Source organism: Providencia sp. PROV116 (assembly GCF_028482485.1).
Taxonomy (GTDB): domain Bacteria; phylum Pseudomonadota; class Gammaproteobacteria; order Enterobacterales; family Enterobacteriaceae; genus Providencia; species Providencia rettgeri.
On sequence record NZ_JAMPQO010000019.1, the window covers coordinates 132,057 to 146,095 of the forward strand.

Consider the following 14,039-nt stretch of genomic DNA (forward strand, 5'->3'; position numbering starts at 1 on the left):
ATGACAATAACTCCTCAAGAACTGATCGCAATACTACCACTGATGATCGTCGGGTTGACGGCGGTGGTTGTGATGCTGTCCATTGCGTGGCGACGCGATCACCTTACCAGTGCCGCGCTGACAGTATCAGGCTTTATTATTGCGTTGCTTTCACTCATTTGGGTAGCCGATGGCTACCTAATGGATGTGACTTCGCTTATTCGTGTTGATGGCTTTGCACTGTTCTATAGCGCATTAGTCCTGATTGCAGGTATTGGAACGTCTATCTTTGCTTACCACTGGTTAGAAGGTTTTGGTGATAATAGAGATGAGTTCCATTTACTTGTTGTTATCGCAGTAGCGGGTGGTGTGCTGTTATCTATGTCAAATCATATGGCATCAATGTTTATCGGTATTGAGCTGATTTCATTGCCTCTGTTTGGTTTAGTTGCTTATACCTTTGAGCGTAGCCGCACATTAGAAGCCGGGATCAAGTACATGCTGTTATCTGCAGCCGCGTCTTCATTCCTGTTATTCGGGATTGCGTTACTGTATGCAGAATCGGGTAGTTTAAGTTTTGCTGCTGTTGGTCAAAGTCTTTCCGATAGCCAAATTCACGCACCATTGGTGATGATTGGTTTCGGTATGTTGATTGTAGGCTTTGGCTTTAAACTGTCACTGTTTCCATTCCAACTGTGGACACCAGACGTTTACCAGGGTGCGCCAGCACCAGTGTCAGCCTTCTTAGCAACCGGTAGTAAAATCGCTATCTTCGCAGTATTAGTGCGTATTTTTCTGGAAGCACCAATCGCCAATAGCAATACGTTAGCGATTGTGATTTCTGTGATTGCTATTGCATCTATCTTGTTTGGTAACTTACTGGCTATCACACAAAAAAGTGCAAAACGCTTACTGGGTTACTCATCTATCTCACATATGGGTTATTTACTGGTCGCTCTTGTTGCGTTACGTATCGACCCTGTTGCGTCACAAGTCACTATCGCAATCTACTTAGTGGGTTACTTGTTTGCGAGTTTAGGGGCATTTGGTGTTGTGAGTATCGTTTCAAGCCCTTACCGTGGTGATGATCAGGATGACTTTAGTGCATTCCGCGGGCTATTTTGGCATAAGCCAATTCTTGCAACGGTAATGACGGTAATGATGCTTTCATTAGCTGGTATTCCAATTACATTAGGGTTTATTGGTAAATTCTATGTGATTGCATCCGCAGTGAATGCAGAGTTATGGTGGCTAACGGGGGCTGTAGTGGTAGGTAGTGCTATTGGTTTATATTACTACCTAAGCTTTATGGCTAGCCTATATAGTCGTGATGCAGAACATGCAGAACGTTATACAGGCCCTGAAAAAGCAACATTAGGAACTGTTGTTGCTGTTATTTGCGCCATTGCTGTTATCGTCTTTGGTGTATGGCCACAACCACTTATTGATATGACATCAACAGCGCTTGCTGTGATTAACTAATAGGCCAAAATTTCCTATTGCTAATAAACCGGTTACTTCTAAGTAGCCGGTTTTTTTAATCGGGTAACTGGCGTTGATATTGATATTCCATATCGTCTAAGAAAGACATGAGTACCTGACTTGCTAAGTTAATTTTTTGAATATTCAATATTTTTTCAGACGATTTTTCATTAATAAAATGACACCATTGCAACCAATAATCTTTAATTAAGCTTATCTGAGTAATAATTGACAATTTATGCGAATCTATAGTGGTTATTTGGTCAGCTAATAGCATGAGCTGAGAAAGCTTAAATATTGTTTTATCAATATGGTTAACTTCTTCTTTTAATTCTAAAATTTGATTGCCTAAATCTAGTCTGACCTCGACAAGTTGCGCAAATTCCAAACCATCATCAATGACTGATAATAAATTTTTAATAAAGGCAACGGCTGATTTTAATATTTGTTTTTTATTTGTTGGCATATCAATTGAGTCAATTAATTCGTCATTTAACAAATGTTTCTTTAAGAAATCGGTAATTTTAGATTTTAATATAATATCTTCTGCTGCGATGATAACGGAGTGCTGTTGATTGATTTCATCTATTTTTAGAGTTTTGCTATTTTTGGATGTGACTAGAAGTTCTTTCTGCTCAGTATATTGATGTAGTTTGTGCTGATTGCTTTCTTCTAAATGAATGAGTGATAAAGAATCAGTGGTATAACTGAATTTGGTAATTATTCTTTCTAATTCTAACTTGAAATCAATTAAATCTTCAATGAAGCTTTTAACTAAGATTTCATCAGGTATGTTGATATTTTCATTATTTAATTCGCTTTTTAAAATATAATTTAATTTTATTTTAAGTTTCGGTATTGAGTTTCTGATTATTTCATTGATATTAAAGGATTTACTGGCTATTTTTTGTATTTTTCCATGGATAATAAAATCATAATGTATTATATTTTTATTAAAAGCGGAAATTTCGTTTGACATATGCCTCAATTGATAAATATCAATAGGGGGGAGTATGGGTAAATCAAGCTTATCTTGCATATTAGTACCTTTTATTGAGGGGGAGTGTTATTTGGTTGAATTTCATCAAATAACTTTATTAAATGTGTCGAGTATTCTTGAATGGTATACCAAGATGTAATAGCACGTTTAAAATGAGTAATGAACTGAATAAGTTTTTCAGCGTTATTGATTTTTTTGAAAACCTCGATTGATTGAGTTATTTCGGTTAGGAGGACTAGCCACATATAATCTAAGTGGTCAACGGCTAACCGGGCATCTTTAAATAAACTATCAATTTTATGGAGATTGATTTGAATATCAAAAATAGCTTTTTGGGCAAATTTTTCTTTGTAGATTTGGTCACTAATTGATTTTATTTCTGTTAATGTTTCATTCTTTTTTGCCCGAATTTTTTCAGCCTTTGAGCCAAAAATCCCTCCAGTGATAATGAGGCCGATGACACCACCAACTAAACCCGTAAAACTGAGTTTCACAAAGTGTGAATACTCGAGTTCTAATTGCTGGAGTTCTTGTTTTTTCATTTTAAGTGATTCTTGTAAATAGGAATCGGTTGTTTCATTATTAGTGGGATCAAGTTGTTTATATAACCCTTTAACATTGAATAGCAATGATTCAACATGTTGATAATTTGATAAATAACCTCCTGTAATATGTACGCGGAAATCAGAAATGATATTTTTAATATTACTTGTCTTAATGGATTGGTCTTTAATATCATCCCTAATTAATTGTAAGATATTAGTTAGCTCGGTAGCTATTTGCTGGTCATCATTTTGATAATATATTTCATCTAGTTCACTTTCACTAATATCATTCAAACTCTCAGACACTTTTTTCAAAATAGGCATATGGTTTATATATTCAATAATTTGCCCACCTGTTTGTATAATGTTTCGGCTAACTAGAGATAGATTGACAGATTGTTCTTTAACATGTTGTTCAACGTTATCCCAGCTATTGGCATGTTCACGAATATTGATAATGGTACCAATTAGTTCATTTGTATCGATTGGTAAGGTTGTTGATGAGGTAATACCAAACCATTTTAGAATATCATTTTTTTTCCAAGGCAAAGAAAGAGAAAAGTAAACGTGGCGATGTATGCTAATTAAATCCTCTAATGTGAAAATACCGACTTCACGGGCTGAAAGTGTGTCTTGATTAGTTAATAAAGCTAAGGTTGTATGGCCTATATGTTCTTTTTCAATAATTCTATCGTAATTATCTTTTGTATTCATTTTAAATTCCACATTGATTAAGTTAAAGATTGAACGCTTATTTTTCTTAATACTATTGTATGGTTAAATCACCTATTTATTGCAAATAAAAATATAAAGTTCATATTTGTTAACCTACTAGAAATTGACTGAAAGTTTTATATTAAAAAATGAAAATCAGAGCTAAAAAATAGCATTTTGAATAATTTAATATGTGTTTTAAATATTATTCTCCATTATTTTTATTTGAAAATCATCTATAGTAGTGCTAAATAAAATAACTAATAAGAATATGATATTAATTAAAATATACGATAATTTTTTTGTTTTGAATTAAAAAGGCTTGCAATGGAACATGGGTTTAAAGCTGACATATCACTATGTTTCAAAATGAAATTTTCATTGGGTAAAAATGATGCAGTTTCGAGAAAGAAGCAAAGATTAAAGGGGATAAAATCACATTTTCTATTAATTAAATGAATGGAGTGCTATGTAATATACATAATAAGCTATACTATCAACAGCCTGAAGGTCACTATTAGTGAGTGATAACAGGTTTATTTTGACACAGTTGCTCTTGGCTATCGTCATTTGAGCCATAAAAAATAATTATAGCGAAGTACTAAAAGCAATCCCTTAATTGCAAGTAATCTACTTTTAGTGCTGAGTGGGCTATATAGCATTTACTGTTAGTCATCAATGTATTAAAAAATTGTATTGCGCTATATAATAACCGTAGTGAATTTGTGTGATGTAGCAGTGGGAATCTAAAGTGAACTATAAAAAAATTGATCAATTGATAACTGAAATTTTGGACCATTTGTCTACATTGACTCTAAAAAATCAAGAGTTTACTCGTTTAGTTTGGCAATTAGATGCACAAACCTCTTTCCCTGGCCTTTCATGGTTGTCAGTACAGCAAAGTTATCCTCAATTTTACTGGTATCAACGTACTGGTGCCGAGGAATGCAGTGCTCTTGGTATGGTGAAATCCTTTGATTCGATAGATACGGCACAAACTTTTTTATCTCAGTATCCTGATATGCCAGAGATACGCCTATGGGGGCTTAATGGCTGGAATGCGGTTGGAGCGGGCATTCCTGAAGAGATAAAACGCCAAGCAACTTTTTGTTTTTTGCCCCGCATTGAAATTCATCGATTACGTTCGACAATTAGTGTTAGCGTCAATATTGAGGGGGAAGAAGACCGCTTGAATGCTATTCATCTTTTACAGCAATTGAAGCCGACTTCTCATGTGAGATTGACATTGAATGCCAATATTACTGCACAAGAACATATTCCTACGCATGATGAATGGTGTCGTTTATTAAATTGCGCTATTGATGACATGAAGTCAGGGAAGATGGAAAAAGTAGTGATGGCAAGGGAAACAAAACTCACCCTGTCTAAACCCATTGCGGTTGCTGAGTTTTTAGCCCAAAGCCAGCAGGTGAATCATCATTGTTACCATTTTATGATGGCCTTCAACGCACAGTCAGGGTTCATCTCTTCGACTCCGGAACGTTTATATTTACGGCAAAATGAACAACTGAATTCTGAGGCCTTAGCGGGAACTGTCGCTAATGACCCTGATGACACCGTCGCTGCGGAGTATGCTAAGTGGTTGATGGAAGATAAAAAGAACCAACACGAAAATTTAGTGGTTGTAGATGATATTTGCCAACAATTACAAGGTGCAGTGACGGGGGTTGATGTATCGTCAGCAAAAGTCATCCGCTTGAGAAAAATCCAACACCTTTATCGCTCTATTGTTGCGACATTAATCAATCCTTCTGATAGCGATTGCCTACAACGTCTTCAACCTACCGCTGCCGTATGTGGTTTACCTCGTAAAGTTGCACGGCAATTTTTAGCAAGTAATGAACCCTTTTCTCGTGGTTGGTATGCAGGAACTGGTGGGTTTATTAGCTTGAATAAAAGTGAATTTGCGGTATCTCTACGTTGTGCACAAATAGAAGGTGCACATGTCTCATTATATTCAGGTGCTGGTATCGTCAGTGACTCAGATCCAAAGCAAGAGTGGATAGAAATTGAAAATAAAGCAGCTGGGCTTAAATCTTTGTTTGGAAATAACGAAAAACCATAAAATAAAAATGGTTATTTTCTTTTATTTCAATTAGTTCACCAAAAATTGTTCTGAGATCAAGAAATTTATTTCAGCCAGTCTAAACTAATTGATAACTAATAATTTGCTGGGCATATTATGTCGAATTCTGCTTTTAATCTCCGTTGGGCTGAAGTGATTATTGAAGCACTATCTCGCCACGGAATGAAACATATCTGTATTGCGCCAGGCTCGCGCTCAACACCTCTGACTCTGGCTGCCATCAATAATGCCAAATTACATTGTCACACCCATTTCGATGAGCGTGGTTTGGGTCATCTGGCACTTGGATTGGCAAAAGCCAGCAATGAGCCAGTAGGTGTCATTGTGACGTCAGGGACTGCGGTTGCAAACCTTTATCCATCATTGATAGAAGCTGGACTAACTGGAGAAAAAGTTATTTTTCTCACCGCAGATAGGCCCCCTGAACTGATTGATTGCGGTGCTAATCAGGCTATTCGGCAGACGCATATTTTTGCATCTCATCCTGCTCAATCATTAATGTTGCCAAGGCCGACACAAGATATTTCAGCTAAATGGCTGGTAACCGCTATTGATAATGGCATGAACCAGTTACGCCATGGTGCATTTCATATCAACTGCCCATTTGCTGAGCCACTATATGGTGATATGGATGGGGAACATGAATGGCAGAAAACCCTTGGGGAATGGTGGAATTCGAGCCACCCGTGGCTCACTGAACCGTTAACTCATTCTGTCGCTCTAGTGGCAGATTGGTATTTTTGGCGGCAAAAAAAAGGCGTTGTGCTTGCCGGTAGAATGAGTGCGAGTGAAGGGGAGCTCGTTGCTAAATGGGCTCAAGAACTCGGATGGCCAGTTATAGGTGATGTGTTATCTCAAACAGGGCAGCCATACCCTTGCGCAGATTTATGGCTTCAGCATCCCGATGCTCAACAGGTTTTAAAACATGCAGAATTAGTTGTCCAGTTTGGTTCAAGCTTAACAGGAAAACGGCTATTACAATGGCAAGCCAATTGTGAACCGCAAGAGTATTGGATTATCGACTCGATACCTCAACGGCTAGACCCAGCTAATCATAGGGGAAGAAAGTTAACCTGTTCAATTAAAGGTTGGCTGGACAACCATCCTGCACAGCCGAGAAGTTTGTGGTGTGAATCTCTGCAGACGTTAGCGCAAAAAGCCCAACACCATGTACACCAACAGTTACATGACCAGTTTTCCGAAGCGGCGGTTGCATTTCAATTGCCAGAACTACTCTCACCACGAGGTCAACTATTTGTTGGAAATAGCTTAATTGTTCGTTTGGTGGATGCACTCGCACAACTTCCATTGGGTTATCCGGTGTATAGCAACCGCGGCGCAAGTGGTATTGATGGTCTGATTTCTACCATGGCGGGAGTGCAACGAGGAACAGCACGTCCAACATTGGCTATCGTTGGGGATATTTCTGCCTTATACGATTTGAATAGTTTGGCGCTGTTGCGAGAACCTTCTGCACCGACAGTCCTAATCATCGTGAATAACAATGGTGGGCAAATTTTCTCTATGCTACCCACACCAGACGAAGCAAGGCAAAATTATTACTGTATGCCGCAAAATGTCAGTTTCGAGCCTGCTGCGAAAATGTTTGGCTTACAATATTGTGCGCCGACAGATTGGGGAACACTAAAAAATACTGTTCAACAATTTTGGCATAGTCAGCAAGGAACATTGCTGGTGGAATTACAGGTGGCAAGCGATGAAGGCGCGCGTACTTTAAAACAGCTGCTTAATGAAGTTGTGGAATTGTAATGTTATCCGCTCATCGACATCATTCTACCTCATCGGCTCCTTGGATCATTTGGTTGCATGGTTTGTTAGGCAGTGCGGATGACTGGTCACCCGTGATTGATCAAACACGGACTTTTCCATCATTAGCTGTGGATTTGCCAGGGCATGGCGGTTCTCATTCAGAGCCATGCCAGAGTTTTTCACATTTTGATCAACAACTCAGCGAGCTTTTACAGTATCATCAAATTAATGAATACTACTTGGTTGGCTATTCACTCGGTGCTCGGCTCGCAATGCATTTTGCCTGTCACTATCTGCCTAACGGGCTATTAGGTTTAGTGATTGAAGGCGGGAATGTGGGGTTAGCCAATGAACAAGAACGTGTCGCTCGAGCTGCTAGTGATAGGGCATGGGCGCAACGTTTTCGTTCAGAACCCATTGAAGACGTATTAGATGATTGGTATCAACAAACTGTATTTGCTGATTTGTCAGTCACTCAGCGCCAACAGTTAATTCAGTTACGTGGACAAAATAACCCACACAGTATTGCAGCTATGCTAGAAAATACATCATTAGCAAAGCAACCTTTTTTGGCGGACAAATTACGTCAATTAATCTGCCCTTATCGTTATTTTTGTGGCGGAAAGGATCAAAAATTTCGAAGCGTTTCGCAACAATATGCTTTGCCGTTAACGCTGATTGAAAATGCAGGGCATAATGCACATCGGGAAAACCCCATGGGCTTTGCAACTGCACTACACCATTTTTTATCACACCGTGGTTAAAGGAATCTGATAATGATTTATCCAAGCGAAGAAAAATTATACGCACCAATTGAATGGCAAGATTGCTCTACAGGGTTTGAAGATATTCGCTATCATAAATCTCCTGAAGGAATTGCTAAAATTACGATTAACCGTCCAGAGGTGCGTAATGCTTTTCGTCCACAAACCGTGAAAGAAATGATCCAAGCACTGTCAGATGCACGTTATGATGACCAAGTCGGAACTATCATTTTAACGGGCGAAGGTGAAAAAGCATTCTGTGCCGGTGGTGACCAAAAAATCCGTGGTGACTACGGCGGGTATCGTGATGAGAGTGGAACTCACCATTTAAACGTTCTTGATTTTCAACGCCAAATTCGGACTTGCCCAAAACCTGTGGTTGCGATGGTCGCAGGTTTCTCAATTGGTGGTGGCCATGTGTTACATATGATGTGTGACCTGACTATTGCTGCGGATAACGCAATATTTGGTCAAACTGGGCCAAAAGTCGGTTCATTTGATGGCGGCTGGGGCGCATCCTATATGGCGCGTATCGTTGGGCAGAAAAAGGCGCGTGAAATCTGGTTTTTATGCCGCCAATACAATGCACAAGAAGCATTAGATATGGGCTTGGTTAACACAGTTGTCCCATACGCAGATCTTGAAAAAGAAACCGTGCGTTGGTGCCGTGAAATGCTAGAAAATAGCCCAATGGCATTACGTTGCTTAAAAGCGGCATTAAATGCGGATTGTGATGGTCAGGCTGGCCTGCAAGAATTAGCCGGTAATGCCACTATGTTGTTCTATATGACAGATGAAGGGCAAGAAGGTCGTAATGCCTTTAATGAAAAACGTGCTCCAGACTTCTCTAAATATAAGCGTAATCCATAATGCGTAAAGCCCGTATTTATTCGTTCAGCCTGCCAATGGAGGCAGGCGTTATCCTTCGTTATCAGCGACTAAAAACTCGGGATGGGCTTTTAGTGTGTTTACAAGATGGGGATAATGAAGGTTGGGGAGAAATTTCGCCTCTACCTGAATTCAGTCGTGAAACATTAGAAGAAGCAACCGCCGAAACTATTAAGCGAATGAATGAATGGGTGAAAGAAGGCAAAATTTCTAATAGTCTACTACCCTCTGTTGCTTTTGGCTGTAGCTGTGCTCTAGCGGAGTTAACAGGGGAGCTACCGAAAGAGGCTGATTATCGCAAAGCACCGCTGTGCAGTGGTGACCCTGATGACCTCATTTTGAGCCTTGATGCAATGGAAGGCGAAAAGGTTGCAAAGGTAAAAGTTGGGCTCTATGAAGCTGTGCGTGATGGCATGGTGGTTAACTTATTACTAGAGGCCGTTCCAGAACTGAAACTGCGCTTGGATGCGAATCGCAGTTGGACTCGAACAAAAGCTGACGGTTTTGCTAAATATGTTAACCCAGATTACCGTGACCGTATCGCATTCTTAGAAGAGCCGTGCAAAACCCGTGAAGAGTCACTGCAATTTGCAGCGGATACTGGCATTAGTATCGCTTGGGATGAAAGTGTACGAGAAGAAGGCTTTATGGTTGAGGCGCAGGAAGGCGTTTCTGCGATTGTAATTAAACCAACACTGACAGGCAGCTTATCTTATTGCCGCTACTTAGTAGAAGAAGCGCATCGCTTAGGATTACAAGCCGTGATCAGTTCATCCATTGAAAGTAGCTTTGGTTTAACGCAACTTGCTCGTGTAGCACATTGGCTAACGCCAAATACCATTCCAGGCTTAGATACGGTATCACTTATTCAATCTCAATTGATACGGCCTTGGCCTCAATGTGATATTCCGCTCCAGCAGTTAGATGATTTAACGCTTGTATGGCAGAACTAGATAACTTTAAAGATTGGCTTTGGCAACACTGGGCCAATCTTCGTCCCAATGCGATCGCCCTTGTAACTGAGTCCCAAAGTATGACTTGGGAAAGTGTAAGCCAACAAGTTACTGACCTTAAAACTTACTTTTTAATGCAAGGTGTAACACAAGGGCAGTGTATCGTTTTGCGTGGGAAAAATTCAGTTGACTTATTATTGAGTCAACTGGCACTTATTGCGTGTGGCGCTCGAGTCTTACCGTTAAATCCCCGCCTCCCAGAACGGTTATTAGCAGAATTACTGCCTCATCTTAATGTTAGCGCAGCCATTGATTTTACTGATGAATCAAATTTATTAGCCAATTATCGCCATTTAGATTATCAACTCTATTATCATTTTATTGGTGATGAAAAGGTTGCTCCGGTTGTTTTTCAAGAGGCTATTCAGCAGCCTGCTACTCTGATTTTAACATCGGGGTCGACAGGTCTACCTAAAGCCGCCGTTCACAGTGTTGCAGCTCACCTCAATAGCGCTGCCGGTGTTGTTAATATGATGAATTACCAGCAAGATGATTGTTGGTTACTCTCGCTGCCGTTATTCCATGTATCTGGTCAGGGTATTGTTTGGCGTTGGCTTTTGCAAGGCGGCGCACTTGCGGTAAAAAATCTCCCTTTAGCCCAGGCATTACATGGGGTGACTCATGCCTCTTTGGTGCCGACCCAGCTATGGCGTTTATTGAATGATAACTCAATGGCGAATATCGCGTTGAAAGCCGTTTTATTGGGCGGAGCCAGTATCCCTTCAACACTCACGGACTTGGCACAACAACATGGAATTGCGTGTTGGAGTGGCTATGGGATGACAGAAATGGCTTCTACAGTTTGTGCTAAACGGGCAGATGGCAAGAAAGGCGTTGGTTTACCCTTAAAAGGTAAGCAAATTCGTCTTGTGGGTGGTGAAATTCAAATCCAATCAGACAGCCAAGCGCTTGGTTATTGGTTTGATGGGCAAATTCACCCTTTAAATTGCCTAGATAACTGGTTTAAAACCAACGATAAAGGAGCATTTATTGATGGTGAGTATCAGATCCTTGGTCGTTTAGATAATTTATTTATCAGTGGTGGGGAATGTGTTCAACCAGAAGATATCGAGTCAGTCATCAATTCATACCCTGATATCAGCCAAAGTTTTATTATCCCCATTGATGATGTGCAATTTGGGCAACGCCCTGTCGCGGTTATTGAAGCAAATGAGTCCGTAGGTTTACATCAGCTGGCGGATTGGCTAAAAGATAAACTCGCACCATACCAATATCCTATGGCCTTTTATTATTTAGACCCTGAATTGAAAGCTGGGGGAATAAAAGTGTCGAGACAACAAGTGAAAAAGTGGTTGTTAGCTAGAATGCAGGAATAGGGTGAAATAGTGGTGGGGTTATCCCCACCACTTAATAAATTACACTATTTTAGTGCTTTTAATGCTTTTTCAACACCAGCGCCGTATTCTGGGTGAACTTGTTTAAATAACTCGATTTGGCGCACTTGAGTGGCTTCTGTCGCGTCAATCAGTTCGCCCGCAATACGTTTAAACATACGTTGGTGCTCGGCATCATCTAATAACTCATATAATGCACGTGGTTGGCTGAAGTAATCTTGGTCTTCGCGGTGATCCCAATGGTCAGCGGCACCTTCAATAGATAATGGCGGTTCGCTAAAGTCAGGTTGCTCTTGGAATAATCCTGCTTCATTTGGCTCATAGGTCACATGGTTGCCGCTATTACCGTCAACGCGCATTGCGCCATCACGGTGGTAATTATGGAATGGGCAACGTGGGGCATTCACTGGGATTTGGTGGTGGTTAACCCCAAGGCGATAACGATGGGCATCTCCATAGGAGAATAAACGGCCTTGTAACATTCTATCTGGTGAGAAACCGATACCCGGAACCACGTTAGCTGGGCTAAACGCCGCTTGTTCTACGTCAGCAAAGTAGTTGTCTGGATTACGATTAAGTTCAAAATAACCGACATCAATTAATGGATAATCTTTGTGCGGCCAAACTTTGGTTAAGTCAAATGGGTTATAAGGAACTTGAGAGGCCTCTTTCTCTGGCATAATTTGCACTTGCAAATTCCAGCGTGGGAAATCCCCTTTCTCAATGGATTCAAACAGATCGCGTTGTGAACTTTCTCTATCTTTACCGACTAATTGCTCTGCTTGTTCATCAGACAGATTCTGAATACCTTGTTGGCAACGGAAATGGAATTTAACCCAGAAGCGTTCATTATTACTGTTGATGAAACTATAAGTGTGGCTACCAAACCCGTGCATATGACGGTAACTTTGTGGTATACCACGGTCACTAGCATCAATGGTTAACTGGTGTAAAGATTCTGGTAACTGAGAGAAAAAGGCCCATTTATGTTCCATTGTACGCAGGTTAGAGCGAGGGTCGCGCTTAACTACGTGGTTTAAATCAGGGAATTTTAATGGGTCGCGGAAATAGAACACAGGGGTGTTGTTACCCACCATATCCCAGTTGCCTTCTTCAGTATAAAATTTTAATGCGAAACCACGAATATCACGTTCTGCGTCGGCAGCCCCGCGCTCACCTGCAACGGTAGAGAAGCGAGCAAACATTTCAGTTTTTTTCCCTATTTCAGAGAAAATTTTTGCGCGAGTATAGCGGCTAATATCATGAGTTACAGTAAACGTACCAAAAGCGCCAGAACCTTTTGCGTGCATGCGTCTTTCAGGGATCACTTCACGGTCAAAATGGGCAAGTTTCTCTAAAAACCAAACATCCTGTAATAACATTGGGCCACGTTTACCTGCTGTCATCACATTATTATTATTGGCGACCGGGGCGCCTGAGGCGGTAGTAAGGCCTTTCTTTTTCATCACAATGCTCCTTTGTTTGGATTAATGGACTACACAAACCTAACTAATAAGTTAATATTTTGTAAAAAATAAAAAACAGGACTACAATAAACTTGTAATTCAGTATAGTTATTATGGAATTGATTATCTAATTAATATAACCAATTACTGTGATTACCTGTGAAAAAACGGCACTCATCGCACTTTTTCGCACTAAAATTTTTGATTTGTGAAATTTTGTAATGAATAAAGTCGGCTTTTATAAAGGCTATAGCGTAAATCTAGGTAAGAATGGCTGAAAATAGGGTGAAATTCGCGTAGTATCCATAGGTAATAATATCAAGAGGATAAAATAATGCGCAAACTATTATTATTAGCAGCAGCGATGTCACCATTGTTCGTAGGTACTGCCCATGCAGTTTCAGTCAGTGCACAAGCGGGTGAACATTTTACTGAGCTGTCTGCAGGGTTAGGTAACCAAAATGCAGGGTTAGCATTTAACGGTTCTTGGGCTCGTAGTGACCATGATGGGCAAACGGGTAGTATTGGTGCCACATTTGGTTTACCTGTTGGGCCTTTCTCTGCATTTGTAGGGGGGAAAGGGTTATATTTATCACCGGATCACAATAGTAGTGGCGCTGCATTAGCGGTTGGTGGTGGGTTAAATTGGCAGGCTATGCCTTCATTAAATATTTATGGTGAAGCGTATGGTGCTCCTGAGTCATTGACTTCAGGTAGCAAGTCTTACGTCGAAGCGAAAGCGGGGGCGCGTTATACCGTATTTAAACCTTTATCTATTGATGCCGGATATCGTTTGATTGAAATGAAAGGAACTCATGGCAATAGTAGCGATAAAGTTGCCGATGGCTGGTATGTAGGGGCAGGCCTTTCATTCTAAGAATGTTGAATTTCTTTGGTTAAATTTATTAGATTTAACCGTTTGAATCTCGAAAAAAACCGCCAAATACTACGTTTGG

General features: G+C 40.3%; 11 protein-coding genes. 8 read left to right on the forward strand and 3 right to left on the reverse strand.

Annotated elements, in window-relative coordinates; translation table 11 throughout:
• On the forward strand, positions 1-1,461 hold the full coding sequence (nuoN, locus tag PSE72_RS13865; RefSeq protein ID WP_115167033.1) for an NADH-quinone oxidoreductase subunit NuoN: 1,461 nt from the start codon (positions 1-3) through the stop codon (positions 1,459-1,461).
• A 55-nt stretch (positions 1,462-1,516) separates the two neighbouring features.
• On the opposite strand, the gene PSE72_RS13870 is transcribed toward nuoN, so the two are convergent.
• Positions 1,517-2,500: an alpha-xenorhabdolysin family binary toxin subunit B gene (locus tag PSE72_RS13870; RefSeq protein ID WP_198641559.1), complete on the reverse strand. Its 984-nt coding sequence runs from the start codon at positions 2,498-2,500 to the stop codon at positions 1,517-1,519.
• Between the two features lie 11 nt (positions 2,501-2,511).
• The gene (locus PSE72_RS13875; protein ID WP_213942572.1) at positions 2,512-3,720 is read right to left on the reverse strand and encodes an alpha-xenorhabdolysin family binary toxin subunit A; all 1,209 of its coding nucleotides are present in this window, start codon (positions 3,718-3,720) and stop codon (positions 2,512-2,514) included.
• A 751-nt stretch (positions 3,721-4,471) separates the two neighbouring features.
• Here PSE72_RS13875 and PSE72_RS13880 point away from each other — a divergent pair.
• The 6 genes from PSE72_RS13880 to menE all read left to right on the forward strand — a co-directional run bounded on the left by PSE72_RS13880 (position 4,472) and on the right by menE (position 11,599).
• Positions 4,472-5,806 carry an isochorismate synthase gene (locus PSE72_RS13880; protein ID WP_115167034.1) on the forward strand — a complete coding sequence of 445 codons (1,335 nt, stop codon included), beginning with the start codon at positions 4,472-4,474 and terminating at the stop codon, positions 5,804-5,806.
• 117 nt (positions 5,807-5,923) lie between these two features.
• The gene (gene menD, locus PSE72_RS13885; RefSeq protein WP_115167035.1) at positions 5,924-7,597 is read left to right on the forward strand and encodes a 2-succinyl-5-enolpyruvyl-6-hydroxy-3-cyclohexene-1-carboxylic-acid synthase; all 1,674 of its coding nucleotides are present in this window, start codon (positions 5,924-5,926) and stop codon (positions 7,595-7,597) included.
• Complete coding sequence (menH, locus tag PSE72_RS13890) at positions 7,597-8,361, forward strand: 2-succinyl-6-hydroxy-2,4-cyclohexadiene-1-carboxylate synthase (RefSeq protein WP_272690985.1); 765 nt, start codon at positions 7,597-7,599, stop codon at positions 8,359-8,361. The genes menD and menH overlap by 1 nt, the downstream gene beginning before the upstream one ends.
• 12 nt (positions 8,362-8,373) lie before the next feature.
• Entirely contained in the window at positions 8,374-9,231 is an 858-nt protein-coding gene (menB, locus tag PSE72_RS13895; protein ID WP_004259866.1) for a 1,4-dihydroxy-2-naphthoyl-CoA synthase, read from the forward strand.
• A complete protein-coding gene (gene menC, locus PSE72_RS13900) occupies positions 9,231-10,202 on the forward strand; it encodes an o-succinylbenzoate synthase (protein WP_004912210.1) in 972 nt (323 codons plus the stop codon). Before menB ends, menC begins: the two co-directional genes overlap by 1 nt.
• On the forward strand, positions 10,190-11,599 hold the full coding sequence (gene menE, locus PSE72_RS13905) for an o-succinylbenzoate--CoA ligase (protein WP_115167037.1): 1,410 nt from the start codon (positions 10,190-10,192) through the stop codon (positions 11,597-11,599). The genes menC and menE overlap by 13 nt, the downstream gene beginning before the upstream one ends.
• Positions 11,600-11,643: 44 nt before the next feature.
• Here the strand turns inward: menE and PSE72_RS13910 are convergent, their stop codons facing one another.
• Positions 11,644-13,083, reverse strand: a complete 1,440-nt coding sequence (locus PSE72_RS13910; RefSeq protein ID WP_162598830.1) for a catalase — start codon at positions 13,081-13,083, stop codon at positions 11,644-11,646.
• Between the two features lie 334 nt (positions 13,084-13,417).
• On the opposite strand from PSE72_RS13910, the gene PSE72_RS13915 reads away from it, so the two are divergent.
• Positions 13,418-13,960: a YfaZ family outer membrane protein gene (locus PSE72_RS13915; RefSeq protein WP_004912202.1), complete on the forward strand. Its 543-nt coding sequence runs from the start codon at positions 13,418-13,420 to the stop codon at positions 13,958-13,960.
• The last annotated feature ends 79 nt before the right edge of the window (positions 13,961-14,039 follow it).